This window comes from Bradyrhizobium niftali, assembly GCF_004571025.1.
GTDB classification, from domain to species: Bacteria; Pseudomonadota; Alphaproteobacteria; order Rhizobiales; family Xanthobacteraceae; genus Bradyrhizobium; species Bradyrhizobium niftali.
In genome coordinates this window covers 215297-230851 of record NZ_SPQT01000002.1, presented here as the reverse complement: position 1 = coordinate 230851, position 15555 = coordinate 215297, and the positions used below count along the sequence as shown (strand labels likewise).

The 15555-nt window shown below is 66.6% G+C and carries 19 protein-coding genes; 11 read left to right on the top strand and 8 right to left on the bottom strand.

The genetic code is table 11. The features are described 5' to 3' along the window. Nucleotides 1–89: 89 nt before the first annotated feature. Entirely contained in the window at nucleotides 90–983 is an 894-nt protein-coding gene (locus E4K65_RS06210; RefSeq protein WP_135173407.1) for a LysR family transcriptional regulator, read from the bottom strand. A 104-nt stretch (nucleotides 984–1087) separates the two neighbouring features. Between E4K65_RS06210 and E4K65_RS06205 the strand changes: the two genes are divergently transcribed. Beyond that, the gene (locus E4K65_RS06205) at nucleotides 1088–1828 is read left to right on the top strand and encodes an SDR family oxidoreductase (protein WP_167770570.1); all 741 of its coding nucleotides are present in this window, start codon (nucleotides 1088–1090) and stop codon (nucleotides 1826–1828) included. Between the two features lie 36 nt (nucleotides 1829–1864). Next, a complete protein-coding gene (locus E4K65_RS06200; protein ID WP_135173405.1) occupies nucleotides 1865–2098 on the top strand; it encodes a tautomerase family protein in 234 nt (77 codons plus the stop codon). Between the two features lie 57 nt (nucleotides 2099–2155). On the opposite strand, the gene E4K65_RS06190 is transcribed toward E4K65_RS06200, so the two are convergent. Beyond that, nucleotides 2156–2788, bottom strand: a complete 633-nt coding sequence (locus E4K65_RS06190) for a PadR family transcriptional regulator (RefSeq protein WP_135173404.1) — start codon at nucleotides 2786–2788, stop codon at nucleotides 2156–2158. A 153-nt stretch (nucleotides 2789–2941) separates the two neighbouring features. On the opposite strand from E4K65_RS06190, the gene E4K65_RS06185 reads away from it, so the two are divergent. From E4K65_RS06185 to E4K65_RS06170, 4 genes are all read left to right on the top strand, one after another. Next, complete coding sequence (locus E4K65_RS06185; RefSeq protein WP_235885513.1) at nucleotides 2942–3625, top strand: GntR family transcriptional regulator; 684 nt, start codon at nucleotides 2942–2944, stop codon at nucleotides 3623–3625. After that, nucleotides 3622–4872, top strand: a complete 1251-nt coding sequence (locus tag E4K65_RS06180) for a dicarboxylate/amino acid:cation symporter (protein WP_135173402.1) — start codon at nucleotides 3622–3624, stop codon at nucleotides 4870–4872. Before E4K65_RS06185 ends, E4K65_RS06180 begins: the two co-directional genes overlap by 4 nt. Then, entirely contained in the window at nucleotides 4872–5915 is a 1044-nt protein-coding gene (locus E4K65_RS06175) for a threonine aldolase family protein (protein WP_135173401.1), read from the top strand. Before E4K65_RS06180 ends, E4K65_RS06175 begins: the two co-directional genes overlap by 1 nt. Before the next feature lie 65 nt (nucleotides 5916–5980). Beyond that, a complete protein-coding gene (locus tag E4K65_RS06170; protein ID WP_135173400.1) occupies nucleotides 5981–6334 on the top strand; it encodes an MmcQ/YjbR family DNA-binding protein in 354 nt (117 codons plus the stop codon). Nucleotides 6335–6358: 24 nt separating this feature from the next. On the opposite strand, the gene E4K65_RS06165 is transcribed toward E4K65_RS06170, so the two are convergent. Continuing rightward, nucleotides 6359–6826: a MarR family winged helix-turn-helix transcriptional regulator gene (locus E4K65_RS06165; protein WP_135173399.1), complete on the bottom strand. Its 468-nt coding sequence runs from the start codon at nucleotides 6824–6826 to the stop codon at nucleotides 6359–6361. Between the two features lie 149 nt (nucleotides 6827–6975). Here E4K65_RS06165 and E4K65_RS06160 point away from each other — a divergent pair, with 149 nt between their 5' ends. The 3 genes from E4K65_RS06160 (at nucleotide 6976) to E4K65_RS06150 (ending at nucleotide 8796) form a co-directional block, all read left to right on the top strand. Continuing rightward, nucleotides 6976–7377 (top strand): Ohr family peroxiredoxin, encoded by a 402-nt coding sequence (locus E4K65_RS06160; protein ID WP_027543044.1) that lies wholly within the window; start codon nucleotides 6976–6978, stop codon nucleotides 7375–7377. A gap of 80 nt (nucleotides 7378–7457) precedes the next feature. Next, nucleotides 7458–7871 (top strand): cupin domain-containing protein, encoded by a 414-nt coding sequence (locus E4K65_RS06155; RefSeq protein ID WP_135173398.1) that lies wholly within the window; start codon nucleotides 7458–7460, stop codon nucleotides 7869–7871. A 52-nt stretch (nucleotides 7872–7923) separates the two neighbouring features. Further along, the gene (locus E4K65_RS06150; RefSeq protein ID WP_135173397.1) at nucleotides 7924–8796 is read left to right on the top strand and encodes a bifunctional helix-turn-helix transcriptional regulator/GNAT family N-acetyltransferase; all 873 of its coding nucleotides are present in this window, start codon (nucleotides 7924–7926) and stop codon (nucleotides 8794–8796) included. Between the two features lie 124 nt (nucleotides 8797–8920). Here E4K65_RS06150 and E4K65_RS06145 read toward each other — a convergent pair whose 3' ends face one another. The 4 genes from E4K65_RS06145 to E4K65_RS06130 form a co-directional block, all read right to left on the bottom strand. Further along, nucleotides 8921–10141: an MFS transporter gene (locus tag E4K65_RS06145; protein ID WP_135173396.1), complete on the bottom strand. Its 1221-nt coding sequence runs from the start codon at nucleotides 10139–10141 to the stop codon at nucleotides 8921–8923. A 148-nt stretch (nucleotides 10142–10289) separates the two neighbouring features. Next, nucleotides 10290–11714, bottom strand: coding sequence for an amidase (locus E4K65_RS06140; protein ID WP_135173395.1), 1425 nt, complete (start codon nucleotides 11712–11714; stop codon nucleotides 10290–10292). A 387-nt stretch (nucleotides 11715–12101) separates the two neighbouring features. Beyond that, nucleotides 12102–12695 (bottom strand): DUF308 domain-containing protein, encoded by a 594-nt coding sequence (locus E4K65_RS06135; RefSeq protein ID WP_135173394.1) that lies wholly within the window; start codon nucleotides 12693–12695, stop codon nucleotides 12102–12104. 103 nt (nucleotides 12696–12798) lie between these two features. After that, on the bottom strand, nucleotides 12799–13383 hold the full coding sequence (locus tag E4K65_RS06130) for a TetR/AcrR family transcriptional regulator (RefSeq protein ID WP_135173393.1): 585 nt from the start codon (nucleotides 13381–13383) through the stop codon (nucleotides 12799–12801). A gap of 77 nt (nucleotides 13384–13460) precedes the next feature. On the opposite strand from E4K65_RS06130, the gene E4K65_RS06125 reads away from it, so the two are divergent. Then, nucleotides 13461–13958 carry a peptide deformylase gene (locus E4K65_RS06125; RefSeq protein ID WP_135173392.1) on the top strand — a complete coding sequence of 166 codons (498 nt, stop codon included), beginning with the start codon at nucleotides 13461–13463 and terminating at the stop codon, nucleotides 13956–13958. Nucleotides 13959–14102: 144 nt separating this feature from the next. On the opposite strand, the gene E4K65_RS06120 is transcribed toward E4K65_RS06125, so the two are convergent. Continuing rightward, complete coding sequence (locus tag E4K65_RS06120; RefSeq protein WP_209312041.1) at nucleotides 14103–14636, bottom strand: methyltransferase family protein; 534 nt, start codon at nucleotides 14634–14636, stop codon at nucleotides 14103–14105. Between the two features lie 431 nt (nucleotides 14637–15067). On the opposite strand from E4K65_RS06120, the gene E4K65_RS06110 reads away from it, so the two are divergent. Continuing rightward, the gene (locus E4K65_RS06110) at nucleotides 15068–15460 is read left to right on the top strand and encodes a DUF3551 domain-containing protein (RefSeq protein WP_135173389.1); all 393 of its coding nucleotides are present in this window, start codon (nucleotides 15068–15070) and stop codon (nucleotides 15458–15460) included. Nucleotides 15461–15555: the final 95 nt, after the last annotated feature.

The window sequence follows — 15555 nt, the reverse complement described above, 5'->3', positions numbered from 1 at the left end:
CGGATGGAGCGAAGCGTAATCCGGGATTCCATCTACGCGGATGCAGAGACCCCGGATTGCGCTTCGCTCCATCCGGGCGACGAGTTACATCACAGCTTCGCCTCGGCAAAAATGCCCGATATCCAGTCGAGGAAGACACGCAGACGCAGCGCGGGCTGGCGGTTTTGCAGGTACAGCGCGGAGAGCGGTGTCGGCGACGGCGGATGGTCGGCGAGCACCTCGACCAGCGCGCCGCTGGCGAGATCATCTGCGAAGCGATAGCGAGGGGCCTGGGCGAGGCCGAAGCCGAGCCGCGCGAGATCGGCCATGGTGTCGGAATTGTTGACGCGAACCCGGCTCGGCAGCACGACGTGACGCAGCGCGCCGGCGACGGAAAATTCCAGCGGCAGCACATCGCCGGTGCGCGAGGAGACGAAGGCGACCATCTGATGGCCGTCGAGCGCATCCGGCGTCGCGGGCATGCCGTGGCTGGCGAGATAGGCGGGGCTCGCCACCGTGATTTCCGCGATCGTGCCGAGGCGGCGCAGGATCATCCCGCTATCCTCCGGCTCGCCCGACCGGATCACGCAATCGATGCCTTCGCGCACGAGATCGACCAGGCGGTCGCCCTGCCCGATCTGCAATTCGAGTTGCGGATAGCGCGCCAGGAATGCCGGCAGGTGCGGCAGGATGAAGGTCCGGGTCAGCAAGGGATGGGCGTCGATGCGGAGCAGGCCGCGCGGCCGCGCATCGCGCATCGCGGTTTCCGCCTCCTCGACCTCGGCCAGGATCGCGACGCAGCGGCGGTAATAATCCTCGCCGTCGAGCGTCGGCGTAACGTGCCGCGTCGTCCGTTCGAGCAGGCGCGCACCGAGACGCGCCTCGAGGCCGCGCAAGACCTCGCTCGCCGTGGAGCGGGGAATGCCGAGATCGGCGGCCGCGGCCGTAAAACTCTGCCGCTCGACGAGGCGAACGAACAGACGCATGGCGTCAAATCGGTCCATGGCCGATTGTTCACCACAACCGACAAGTGATGGCAAGTCTCGGGCGATTATCCGGCCACGGCGATCAGCTAAATCTCCGGCCGAAGACAACGAGGAGACCTGCCATGACCCACCAACATCAGCGCGCAGCCGTCGTGACCGGCGGCTCCCGCGGCATCGGCGCAGCGATCGCCCGCCGGCTGGCACATGACGGAATTGCGGTCGCGATCAACTATGCCAGCGGCCGCGCGGCTGCCGACGCGCTCGTCGCCGAGATCGAGGCCGCCGGCGGACACGCCATCGCCGTGCAGGCCGACCTCGCCGATCCGGCAACCCCTTCGCGGCTGTTCGATGCGGCCGAGCATGCCTTCGGCGGCGTTGACATCCTCGTCAACAATGCCGGCGTCATGGAGCTCGGACCGCTCGCCGAGGTGACCGATGAAGCGTTCGCGCGGCAGACAGCGATCAATCTCGGAAGCGTGTTCCGGTCCTTGCGCGAGGCGGCGCGGCGGCTGCGCGACGGCGGCCGCATCGTCAGCTTTTCCTCCAGCGTGGTCGGTCTCTACCAACCCGGCTACGGCGTCTACGCCGCGACCAAGGCGGCGGTCGAGGCCATGACGCATATCCTCGCCAAGGAGCTCGGCAGCCGGCGCATCGCCGTCAACGCGGTGGCGCCCGGGCCGGTCGAGACCCGGCTCTTCCTCGAGGGCAAGAGCGAGCAGCAGGTGCGCGCCATTGCCGCCATGAACCCGTTCGGCCGCCTCGGCCAGCCCGACGACATCGCTGCAATCGTCGCCTTCCTCACCGCTCGCGACAGCGGCTGGATCAACGGCCAGGTCATCCGCGCCAATGGCGGCGTGGTCTGACGCACGGGACGATCGCATCACACGGAGCGACCCATCATGCCTTTCGCCAACGTCAAGATTCCGCAAGCCGCGCTGTCGCGCGCCCAGAAGGCGGAGATCGTGCATCGCCTCACCGCCCTGTTCGTCGACTATTTCGGCGAAGCGGTGCGGCCGCACACGATGGTGCTGATCGAGGAAGTCGGCGACGGCGGCTATGGCCGCGCCGACGAGGTGTTCGTTGTCCCCGACGCCTATCGCGCCCGCGACGCCGTCACGCCAGCTTCAGGCTGAGCTCGGTGCCGCCCTTGAGCGGCAGCGTCATCGCGACGAAGCCGTCTTGCGGGTCCGTCACTTGCCGAGGATTTCCGCGGCAGCGCGGTCAAGGATCGCGGCGATGCGGCGTGCTTCAGCAGAATCGCTGCCTTGCATGCTGCGCAGCGCGCGCTTGAGATTGTGGCGAGCCCGGTGCAGCTCGTCCGAGGCACCGCCGTCGAGATCGCTGACGCCGGCGAAGGCCTCGCGCACCTCGTCCATGCGGCGCCCGATCCGCGACAGCGCCTGCAGGATCGCGTCCGCGGTCGCACGCTGCTCGGCGAGATACGCCTCGCCCTGCGGCGTGATGCTGTAGAGCTTGCGGCCGCCATCCTGTTCGACGCCGGCGTGGCCGACCTCTTCGAGATAGGTCAGCGCCGGATAGATCACGCCGGGGCTCGGCGTGTAGAACCCGTCGGAGCGCTCCTCGACGATCTTGATCAGCTCATAGCCATGCGCCGGCTTTTCGGCCAGCAGCGCCAGGATCACGAGCTGAAGGTCCTGCGACGAGAGTCGTCGCGCCCCCGGAAAATCGTCGCCGCCGCGCCCGAAGAAACCGTGCCCACCGCGGCCGAAGCGCCGCCCGCCGCCGTGCCGGCCCATGGCGAAGGCGAAGCGCAACTCATGATCATCCCGGCCGTGCCTGCCGTGGTTCTTGTCTCGAAACATATCTTACGTCTCCTCTATTAGATATATCGTAAGATATGTTTTGAGATGCGATACGCAAGCCACGAGTGCGTGACTTTGTCTCAAGGCTCGTTTCACCAGCAAAATCAGGAGCCAAGCTTGACATTCCGCTGACATACCGCTGGTATGTCAGTTATGCCCACCGCCTCCCTCGACCGCGACCGCGCCTATGCCCTGCTCCGCGACCTCGTCATCTCAGGCGAGTTCGCGCCTGACGAACCCCTCTCCGAACGCAGCCTGTCGAGCCGCCTGGCGCTGGGCCGCACCCCGATCCGCGAGGCGCTGAAGGCGCTCGCCAGGGACGGCCTGCTCACCATCCATCCCATGCGCGGCACCTTCCTGCGCCAGATGTCATTCGACGATCTGCGCGAGATTCATGAATTGCGGCTCGCGCTCGAAGGCATGGCCGCCTATCTCGCCGCGACGCGCGGGCCGACGGAGCCGCTGCGCCAATGCGCCGGGGAGCTGCGCAGCATTCAGTCGCGCGAAAACCTCGATGTCGAGGAGGCGCAGCAGGTCGGCTGGGCCTTCCACGACGAGCTGTTTCGCGCGACCGGCAACGGCCGGCTGGCGCAGTCCTACGACAATCTGCGCGCGCAGAGCGGCCTCGCCCTCCAGAAGATGCGGCAATACAGCGTCGAGCGCACGCGCCAGGCCGTCAGCGAACATCTCGATATCTATGCGGCCATCGAAGCGCACGATCCTGACGCCGCGCAGCAGCGCATGTGGCGGCATCTGTCGTCCGCATTCGAGGCGCGCCTCACCGCGCTGGGCGCGATCCGCGCGCAATATCCGGGACAAGGAGACCATCACGCATGATCCGGTCGCTGTTCAGATTGCCGCTCGTGTTCCAGATGCTGCTCGGATTGGTGCTGGGCCTCGGCGTCGGCCTGCTCTGGCCGGATTTCGGCGCGAGCCTGCGCCCGGTCGGCACCGCCTTCGTCGAGGCGGTGAAGATGATCGTCATTCCCGTGGTGTTCGCAGCCGTCACGCTCGGCCTTTATCGCATGGGGAGCGAGCTGAAGGTCTTGGGGCGCGTCGCCGCGATCAGCCTCGGCTATTTCTACCTCGCCACCGTGGTCTCGATCCTGATCGGCCTGCTCCTCAACGCCGCCTTCCATCCCGGCGCCGGCGCGCCGCTGGCCGCGACCGGCAAGGTGCCGCCGAACCTCGCGGTATCGGTGGACTGGATCAAGTTCTTCATGGACATGATTCCCTCCAACATCGTCGCGGCGATGGCCGAGCAGAAGATCTTGCCGACGCTCGTCTTCGCCATTCTGTTCGGCTTGGCCCTCGCCTCGGTCGGCAAGGTCGGCGAGCCCATGGTCGCCGTGCTCGAGGCGGTGATGGCGGCGATGTTCAAGATCACCAAATGGATCACCTCGCTCGCCCCGATCGCCATCTTCGCCGTGATGGCGTGGCTGTTCGCGACCCAAGGCCTCGCCACCGTGCTCGCGCTCGCAAAGCTCGTCGGCGTGATGTATCTCGGCCTCGCCATCATGGTCGCGATCTTCTGGCTGATGCTGCTTGCGATCGGCGAGAAGCCGCTGGCCGTCACCAGGGCGGTGATGGAGCCGATGATCCTGGCCTTCTCCACCCGCTCCTCGGAAGTGACGTTGCCGCTGCACATGGAGAAGCTGCGGGCGATGGGCGCCTCCGAGCGCATCGTCTCGGTGGTGCTGCCGCTCGGCTATGCCTTCAACCGCGACGGCGCCATCATGTATTTCGCCCTGGCCGTCACTTTCCTCGCCGAAGCCTATGGCGTGACGCTGACCTTGTCGACGCTGTTCACCATCGTCATGGTCACGACCATCGCGAGCAAGGGCAGCGCCAACGTCCCCTCCGGCGGGCTCGTCGCCATCGCCATGGTGCTGTCGGCGATCGGGCTGCCGATCGAGGCGCTCGCGGTCATCGCCGGCGTCGATGCCTTCCTCGACATGGGCCGCACCGCGATCAACGTGTTCGGCAACACGGTCGCGGTGAAGCTGGTCGAACGGTTTGCCGGCGACATGGCCGCCGATGAGGCGCAGCCGGCGGCGGCCGGCCTGCAAATGCAGGACGCCTGATGGCCGCGCAGGAGAACGGCCGCGACGGCATCGTCGATCTGCGCAGCGACACCGTCACGCTGCCGACAGCGGCGATGCTGGAGCGCATGCAGCGCGCCCCGCTCGGCGACGATGGCCGCGAGGGCGATCCGACCGTCCGCGCGCTCGAAGAACGCGGCGCTGCCTTGATCGGCAAGGAAGCTGCCCTGTTCGTGCCGAGCGGCACGATGGGCAATCTCCTGGCGATGCTCGCCCATGCCGAGCGCGGTGCGGACGTCTTCGCCGATCGCGGCGCGCATCTGCTCAACTCCGAGCTCGGCAGCGTCGTGACGATCGCGGGGCTGGCGCCCAGGCCGATGCCGGGCCGTCGCGGCGCGATGGACGAAGCAGCGCTAGCGGACGCGATCCGCGCATCGAGCCGTCCCGGCCTGATCGCGATGGAAACGACGCATAACGGCGCCGGCGGCACCGTGCTGCCCCTGCCGCACATGATGCGAATTCATGCGCTCGGACAAAGCAACGGGATTCCCGTGCATCTGGACGGCGCCCGCCTGTTCAATGCCTCGGTCGCGCTCGGCGTGCCGGCGGCACGGATCGCCGAGCATGCCGACAGCGTGATGGTCTGCCTCTCCAAAGGCCTGAGCGCGCCGGTCGGCAGCCTGCTGTGCGGCAGCGCTGCGTTCGTCGCGCGGGCGCGGGCCTTGCGAAAGCTCGTCGGCGGCACGATGCGCCAGTCCGGTGTCGTCGCAGCCGCGGGCCTCGTCGCGCTGGAGACGATGATCGAGCGCCTCGCCGAAGATCATGCCGCGGCAAGACGGCTCGCCGCGGCCTTGAGCTGGCTCGACCCGGCGCTCGCCGATCGCGACCAGGTGCAGACCAACATCCTGCGCGTCGACGTCTCCGCAAGCGGGCGCGAGGCCGCCGCATGGGCCGAGGGCGTGAAGCGGCACGGCATCCTGGTGCAGGCCAGCGGCCCCTTGCAGCTCCGGCTCGTCACCCATCGCCACATCGACGAAGCGGCGGTGGACCGCACCATTGCCGCCTTCGCGGCGCTCGGCCGCTAGCGCGCGCATTGCAAGCCGCAAGCGCGCGCATTGCAAGCCGCACGCAGCGTGCTATCGCTCGCGTCATGACTCCGAAAAGCTTCGAAGCGCGCTGCCTGCGCCTGCCCGCCGCCACCAAGGTGGTGCAGTGGGAGGGCACCTCCGTGTTCAAGGTCGGCGGCAAGATGTTCGCGCTCGGCGGCGGCTTTGCCGCAGGCTCCGGCGGCTACATGTTCAAGGTCTCGGACATGGCCTATGCGATGCTGATCGAGCATGGTGTGGCACGTCCGGCGCCGTATCTGGCCCGGGCCAAATGGGTGCAGCTCGTCAGCAACAACGCCCTGCCGGATGCCGAGCTCACCGCCTATCTGGCGCAGGCCCACGCGCTGATCGTGGCAAAGCTGACGCGCAAATCGCGCAAGATGCTGGGGCTCGACTGAACACCAGCGCCGGCGCGTCGCACGTCAGGACCGCTCCTGTTCGGATTCGGTGTGGCGCAGCAGATTGTCGCGCAATGTGCTCACCGTCTTCTGCACCACCGGAAACTCGTCGCCGAGGCCGGTCGCCTCGATCACGGATGCGCCGAGGTCCTGCTCGATCAACTTGCGGCCGGCCGGCGTCAGGCTCACCCGCACCTGCCGCTCGTCGGCGGGATCGCGGTGGCGCTTGATGTAGCCCGTCTGCTCGAGCTTCTTCAGGATCGGCGTCAGCGTGTTGGATTCCAGGAACAGCTTCTCGCCGAGCGCGCTGACGGTCTGCTCGTCCTCCTCCGACAGCGCCACCAGGGCGATGTACTGGGTGTAGGTCAGCCCGACCTTGTCCAGCAGCGGCTTGTAGGCGCGGCCGAAGGCGAGATTGGCCGAATAAACCGCAAAGCACAGGAAATTCGACAGTTTTCGGCCTTTGCTGGCGGCTTTGGGGGAACGGGCCACGGGAACCTCCGCAATTCGTGATCTGCCAACCGATATAAATCGCATCCGATTAAATCGGAAGAGCTTGACCGGCGGATGCGGCGAGTTTATTTCAACGCGCATCCGATTAGATCGGATACGATTTATATCAACCCCGAAAGGACCCCGCCATGTCATCCGCTGCCAAGCTTCTCTTCACCGGCAAGACCCACGTCACCTCAGGCTCCGACGGTGCCGCGCGCTCCAGCGACGGCTTCCTCGACATCAAGCTGGCGCAGCCGCATCCGGCCGCCGAAAACCTGTTCGCCGCCGCCTGGTCGGCCTGCTACCTCGGCGCGCTCGGGCTCGCCGCCGCCCAGCGCAAGGTCAAGCTGCCGAGCGAGCCGTCGGTCGACACCGCGATCGACCTGAACAACGCCGGCGGCGCCTTCTTCCTGCGCGCCCGTCTCGACGTCAGCGTCCCCGGCGTCGACCGCGCGGTTGCGCAGGAGCTGATCGAAGCCGCGCACGGCATCTGCCCCTACTCCAAGGCGGTGCACGGCAACATCGAGGTGACCACGACCCTTGTCTGAAGCGCCACGACGCGGGAACCGGCCGAAAGTCGGCCGGCCCCGCGCGGTGCGATCAATCCAGCGACCACACGGAGCCGACCATGAGCCATCGCCTTTTCCCAGCCGTGCGTATCCTCGCCAGCGCCGCCCTGCTTGCCGCAAACCTGTTCACCCTGCCGGCAGCGGCGCAGCCGGCCGGTGTCACGCGCACCGACCTCCAGCGCCACGATCTCAGCGCGCCCGGCCGCGAGGCCGTGCAGGTGCGCGTCGACCTCGCCCCCGGTGTTGCGTTCGGCCGGCACACCCATCCGGGCGAAGAGATCATCTACGTGCTGGCGGGCGCCATCGAATACGCCGTCGAAGGCAAGCCGCCGGTGACGCTGAGGGCCGGCGACGTGCTGTTCATCCCGGCCGGCACGGTGCATGCGGCCAAGAACGTGGGCAACGAGACCGCGAGCGAGCTTGCGACCTATATCGTCGCGAAGGACAAGCCGCTGCTGACGCTGGCGAAGTGAGACCGGCCATCTTCGATTGACCAGATCGATATATCTGACTAAAGTCAGATATATGCTCGATCCCGTCTCCCGCGTCCGCCGCTTCAACCGTGCCGTCACCTCTGCCGTGGGCGCGCTCGATACCTCGTTCCTGGGGCGCGGCCGGCCGCTCGGCGCGGCCCGTGCCTTGAATGCAATCGGGCATGGGCGCACAGATGTCGCGGAGATCCGCGACTATCTCGGCCTCGATTCCGGGCTGATGAGCCGGCTGCTCCGCAGTCTCGAGGACGAAGGGCTGGTCGAGACCACGGCGCATGAGGACGATGCCCGCCGCCGCGTGGCCACACTGACGCGCGCGGGCCGGCGCGAGTTCGCGGCCTACGAGGCGCTGTCGAATACGCAGGCCGAGAGCTTCCTTGCGCAGCATTCGCAGCGCGAGGCGCTGCTCGCGGCGATGGACATGATCGCCTCCGCGCTGACGCGCGAGCGCATCGCGCTGGAGGAGATGGATCCACGATCCGAACAGGCACGCTATTGCCTCGGCGAATATTACGCGGAGCTCGGCCGCCGCTTCAAACAGGGCTTTGACGTTTCGCTGTCGCGCGACCCCGATGCCAAGGACATGCGCCGCCCGCGCGGCGCGTTCATCGTCGCGATGTCGGATACGCTGCCGATCGGCTGTGTCGGGCTGAAGGGAACCGATCACGGCTATGCCGAGATCAAGCGGCTGTGGGTCGCCCCCGCCGCGCGCGGATTGCGGCTCGGCCGACGCGTGATGGACGCAGCCGAGGACGCGGCGCGCGGGCTCGGCATCGAACTGCTGCGGCTCGACACCAACAGCGCCCTCCCCGAGGCCGGCCAGCTCTACCGCAGCACGGGCTGGAGCGAAATTCCGCGTTTCAACGACGATCCCTATCCGGACCTGTTCTTCGAAAAGCGGCTGTGATTCCGTGATGGATCGTCAAGTGGTCCGCGTCGGGCGCACGACGATCTCGTTGACGTCGACGTCATCGGGCTGCGCGCCGAAGCTGCGCGCGCTGATCGAGCACGTGCAGCGTCGCGGCTGAGCCTCACGCCGCTACGGCCGCCGACTGCCCTTGCGGTTTGGCGAACGGGCGGAAAGTCATCGCCATCAGGAAGGCGCCGAGGCCCATCGCACTGGAGGCGATATAGAGCCAGGCGTAGCTCGAGAACGCATCGTAGATCAGGCCGCCGGCGAGCGGTCCCGTCGCCATGCCGAGGCTGCCGGCCATCGCGGTGCCGCCGATCACCGTGCCCATCATGCGCAGCGGAAAGTTTTCGCGCACCAGCACCGCGTAGAGCGGCATGGTACCGGCATAGATGAAACCGAAGATGGCGCCGACCGCGTAGAAGGTCGCGAGCTGATGCGCGAAGACGTAGGCGAGCGCGCCGAACGCCTGCAACAGGAGGCCCGTGACCAGCACGCGCTTGGCGCCGAAGCGATCGCCGAGCAGCCCGAAGGCGATGCGACCGCCCATGCCGGCAAACCCCTCGATGCTATAGATCGTCACCGCCGCGATCAGCGGGATGCCGCAGCTCACGGCATAGCTGACGGTGTGGATGATCGGGCCGGAATGGGTGGCGCAGCAGAAGAAATTGGTCGCGAGCAGGATGAGGAATTGCGGCGAGCGCAGCGCCTCGCCCAGCGACATCTCCGCCTGCGCGGCGTCCTCGCCCGAGGGCACCGGCATCGCCTGCGCGAGCGCTGGCGGTCGGCGCACCAGCAGCGACACCGGGATCATGATGGCGCCGACCACCAGCGCCACGATCTGCATCGAGGTGCGCCAGTCATGGCTGGAGACGAGCCAGGCCGCGAGCGGCGACATCGTCATCGGCGCCATGCCCATGCCGGCCGACACCAGCGAGACCGCGAGGCTGCGATGGGTGTCGAACCAGCCGGTGACGGTCGCCATCATCGGCGCGAAGATCGCCGCGCAGGAGGCGCCGACCAAGAGGCCGAACACGAACTGGAACGCAATGAGCGAGGTCGCATGGCTGGCCCCGAACAGGCTCAGCGCCAGCACGGTCGATCCCGTCAGCACCACCGGCCGCGGCCCGAACCTGTCCGTCGCCGTACCCCAGGCCATGCTGGTGAAGGCCATCGCCAGAAAGCCGATCGTCATGGCACTGGAGATGCCGGTCACCGACCAGCCGGTGTCCTTGGCGATCGGCTGCAGGAACACCGGCAGCGAAAACATGCCGCCGATCGCGACGCAGCCAAGCAGGCCGCCGGCGGCGACGATCACCCAGCGATAGGGGGACGAGTTCATGTTCCTTGTCTCCAGTCAGTTTGTCTGAGTGAAAGACGAATGGGCTTGGCGCGGGCCGACAGGCGACGGTACTTTAATTTTCCGGCGACCGCGCCGCCGGCGCGCGGTTCCGCAAGCGCCGCCTCCGGTGCGGCCGATCGATCGGAGCTCATCGTCCTTGAAGAGACGTCCGCGCGGCGCCATCGACCAGGCTCGGTCGCGCGGCGGTGGCGCAGGCCTGCTCGACGCACCGGCTCGCGCGCAGGATATTCTGCTCGGCGAACATCGGCCCCACGATCTGCAGGCCGATCGGCAGTCCCTCGACAAATCCGCACGGCACCGAGGCGGCGGGTTGGCGCGTCAGGTTGAACGGCCATGTCAGCGGCGTCCAGTCGAACCATTGCGGGAAGCGCGCGGCGTCGGGCGTATCGATGCCGGCCGCGAAAGCGGTGATGGGAACCGTCGGTGTCAGCAGCAGGTCGTAGTCCTGATGAAACGCCTGCATCTGCTGGCTCAGCGCGCGCATCTCGACATGGGCGGCTTGCAATTCGCGCGCGGACAGATCCTGGGCCGCGAGGATCAATCGCAGCAGGCCGGGATCGAGCGCTGCCAGCTGCGCGCCGGTGAAGTCACGCACCAGCGCGGCATGCGACGCTCCCCAGATCACTTCCAGCGCATGCTGCGCGCCGGACAGATCGAGAGCAACATTCTGCACGTCGGCGCCTGCCTCCACCAGCGCGTCGATCGCCGGCCGCATGCCGGTCACCACGGCAGGATCGGCGACCGCAAAGCCGAGATCGGGCGACCATGCGATCCGCAGGCCCGCAACGCCGCGGTCAAGGCCATCGAGATAATCGATGCCGCGATGGGGAATGGCAAAGGAATCACGCGGGTCCGGGCGCGTGAGCACGTTCAACAACAGCGCGCTGTCGGCGACATCGCGCGACAGGCCGCCATAGACCGCGAGCGTTCCCATGACGCCGGGGAGGTTCGGCACCACGCCATAGCTCGGCTTCAATCCGAACACGCCGCTGAACGCCGCCGGGATGCGGATGGAGCCGCCGCCATCGCCTCCGGTGGCGAGCGGGACCACTCCGGCCGCCACCAATGCGGCCGAGCCGCCGCTGGAGCCTCCGGGCGTGCGGGAAATATCCCAGGGATTGCGGGTGATGCCGGTCAGCGGGCCATGGGTGATGCCCTTCCAGCCAAATTCGGGGGTCGTCGTCTTGCAGAAGAACACGGCCCCTGCCTCGCGCAGCCGGGCCACACCTGGCGTATCCTGCGTGCTGGGCGCGGCCGCAGTGGCGTGGGAGCCGATGCGCATCGGCCAGCCCGTGACCTGCGCGGTATCCTTGATCGCGACGGGCACGCCGTCGAGCGGCCCGAGCGGCGTTCCGCGACGCCAGCGATCCGCGGACTCTGCCGCCAGACGCCGCCCCTGCGGCTCATCCAGCAAGCACACCGCGTTCAGGACGGGATCGACCGTGCGCAGCCGCGCCAGGGTCGCGTCCAGCACATCGACCGGCGACAGATCGCCCCCGGCGAAGCGCCGGGCCAGTTCACGAGCGGAAAGCCAGTCCAGATCATCGGACATGAGGCATGCTTGGCGCATGTTCTGGCACGAGGAGAAGCCTTCGCGCGTTTTGGATCATCGCCTGCAAGTCATAAACCAACTATCGATCAGCCGACCATGCAATTTTCAAGGAGACCGCATTCCAAGGAAAGCACTTGCGCCCCACGGGTTCCTGCGGCGGCACGAGCACCCGAGCCGCACATGAACGAGTTGAGGCTTTTGCGACCTGCCAACAAAAACTTTGAAAACAACCCCATGCACAGTAGGCGGGCGCTGCGGGATCAATGACTTACGATGCCGGTCACCTGCGATGCCGATCACTTGCCAGTCCCTTCCGATGCGAAGCCGCGATTTGACTCGTCGGGCAAGACACCGGCATCGTGTCATGATCCCGCCAACGCCATCGCATCACCCCAGCTGAGCCCGCCTGGCGCCGCGCCGCCACGCGCTGACGGTGAGCCAGATCGCCGAGACCAGAAAGTAGAGCGCGCCGACCCCGGCATAGCCGGCGACATTCGTGATCGACGGGGCCGTGGGCATCGCGGCTTGAGCGATGAAGAAGCCGCCTGCCAGTGCCGATTGGCCACCGCTGAGCGCCATGGCCCACTGCGCGCCAAAACGCCTCCAGCGCCGGATTGCCGTCCCGAGCTGCAGCAATCCGGACAGGATCGCCCATGCACCGAACACGCCGAGCACCCAGTTCATGCTGACCTGCAAGGCAAGGATGACCGCGACCGTGGTCGCCAGACTGACCAGGACGTTCAGAGCCTGGGTGCGGTTCTGGCTGAGCCCACCGCTGCGCAGCGCATCGAGCCAATTGGCCGCGGCGTCCCAGGCAGGATAAGCGATGAGCAAAGCTCCGGCGACCGGCGCGGAGGACTGACCGATGGCAAACGCAGCGGCGACCCAGGCGACGGAAAACCCCGCGCGCGCGAAGTAGTACAGCTTCAGCCATTGCGCCTGATCGGCCAACGCGGAATCCAGCTGATGATGGTCTTTCATGATCGTCTCCTTACCTACTAGTTGGTAGCTTCTGAGCGAAGCGAAGTCGCCGCGACGCAGATGTCTCGCAGCTTGTGTGATTGTCGGGCTCTTCGGATGGATCTCAGCGCGTCGCGGACAGCCGCTCCAGCAGCGGCCGGGTGATGACACCGAACATCTTGGGATCGCCATAGGCGCGCGCCGACAGCATCGCGCCATGAACGGTCGCCATGAATCCTTCGGCCTCGACCCGCGCGGTGCCGGCGAGCTGCAGTCGCCCCTGCCGCTTGCCGCGCTCCATCACCGAGGTCAGCCAGGATGCCAAGGCGCGGAAGTGCGCGCGGACTTCAAGCGCCACCTCCTCGGGCAGCAGCGGGAGCTCGCTGGCAAGAAGCGCACAGACACAGAAGGGAGCCGTCGCGTCCTTGATGCACGCCTCCCAGTAGGCGAGATAGCTTTTGAGCTGCACGCCGGGGTCCGGGATATTGCGCTCGATTGCGGAGAGTCCCGCCGCGGCCTCCTCGCGATAGCGCGATACGAGGGTGCGGACCAGATCGACCTTGCTGGCGAAATGGTGGTGGATGCTCGGCTTGCGGATGCCGACGACATCGGCGATGTCGGCATAACTGAAGCCGTTATAGCCGCCGGCAATGATCAGCGTGCGGGCGCAGGCCAGAATGTCGTCGGCGGTCGAGGAAACGTTGGTCATGACCAGCTAGCTACCTTCCAGTTGGTAGGGCGTCAAGAACCGGGTGCTTCAACCATCCGTGAGTGGTAGGAGCGTGTATGACCATCCGCCCCCTCGTCCGCTACCCCGACCGCCGGCTCGCGATGCCTGCCCGCCCCGTCACCGCATTCGACCACCAGCTCCGCGAGCTTGCCGCGGACCTGCTCGACACCATGCGCGCCGCGCCGGGCATCGGCATCACGGCGCCGCACATCGGGGTGCCCTTGCGCGTCGTGGTGCTCGAGCTCGACGCCAAGGACGGCGCGCGGACCTATGTCAATCCGGAGATCACATGGGCTTCGCCGGAGATGATCATGCATCGCGAGGGCAGCGTCTCGATGCCCGGCGTCAACGACGAGGTCCAGCGTCACGCCCGCGTGCGGATCGGCTACTGGGATCTCGACGGCACCATGCAGACCGAAGAGTCGGAAGCCTTGCGGGCCGTGTGTCACCAGCACGAGATCGACCAGCTCGACGGGATGTTCTGGATCCAGCGGCTGTCGCGGCTGAAGCGGGAGCGGCTGGTGAAGAAGTTCGAGAAGCTGTCGCGGGGGTGAATGAGACGGCGCCTCGCCAATGTTCGTGGTCAGCGCCACGGAGCGCGGTTGAGCCGCGCAGCCCAGTAGCGTGCCTGCTCGCCGCGCCGGTGAAGCGTCCGAGACCGGTCGCGAGCAGCGACTCGCACAACCGCGGGCCACCGATCATTTCGACCGCCATGGGGTCATCCGCGGTATCCAGCGCGGGACGGCGGCCCGGAACGCCTCGTACTCCGTCCCAAACGTCCGCTCGAGCGTGGGTTCTTCGTACGCCACGACGAAGACGTGGAAGGCGAGCCAGAGCAGCGCGCCGTAGACGATGAGGCGCCAATCGCCCATCAGCACCGCTTGACCCAGGATGATGGCAACGACCGCGACGTATATTGGATTACGAACATAACGGTAGAGACCGGTCACCACGAGATTCCGGGTCGGCGCGATGGGCGCGGGGGTACCGAGACCCTGCAGCGCGAAACGCGCAAATGCGTCAACGAGCCCAGGCACGCCTGCGAGAATCATTATCGCGCCGATGCCGCGCGTCAGCTCCAGACCAAGGAACGGCGGCCGGAGTTGCCAACCCGTGATCGACCATGGAACGAGCCCCGCCAGCGTACATGGGGCGACCACGAAGAAAACCGCCGAGCCCAGGACGGCAATGGTTCGCTGCACGGCGGTTCCCGACACTCGCTGCGAGCTCATTCCAACCTCCCCTTCATGGCTTCCCGTCGTCATCCGGGTTGAGCTACGGCGGACAAGTCGCTCCCCCCATCCTGCCTGCTGGATCCAGCGGCTGTCGAGGCTGAAGCGGGAGCGGCTGATCAAGAAGTTCGAGTAGATGTCGCGGGGCTTGTAGGGTGGGTTAGCTGAGCAACTGGCAATACGCCGTCCAGTCGGCGTAACCCACCGCTTCTTTTCCGCGCGGATACAATGGATTATGCTGGGTCATAAGCCCTCCTCGCAAAACCAAACGCGACGCAGGGTGGATTGAGACGCACTGATGGCGGAGGTCGTGCAGAACTTTCGCGGCCTCTCCTGCGCGTGGGTGAACCAATTCCGTGAGTATTGACTTAGATCAATACTGACTGTGGCCTGAGTGCCCCCCGTGTCGTGCGGACTTGGAGGAGGTTCCAATGCGCAAATGGGCTTTGACGATTTTGGCGGTGAGCATGGCCTTAACCGCAGGGCATGCCCGGGCTCAAAGATATGATCCGGCTTACCCCGTCTGCTTGAACGTCGTCTCTCGCGGAATCACCCCATATTACAGATGCAGCTACACGACGATGGACCAATGCAGGGCGTCAGCGAACGGTCAGATGTGCGTCCTCAATCCGTATTACGCCGGTGCGACGGCCAGAGGGAGCAATCGGCGTAACTATCGCCAGACGTACACGCCGCCCAAGCCGCCAATCGGCTACCGGGCCGCGCCGTACAATCAATTCAATGAACCATATTATGGAGCTTCCCAAGGCTATGCGCCGGGCGAAAAGCAACGATTTCTCGACAGCGTGAGACGATACATGTGACGGATGACGGCCGACCGTGGTCGCGCACGTCTGCCGCCCGGCCGGCGCAATCCGCCGTGTTGAGCGCGCAACGAGGAAAGAAGGCGGATTGCGCC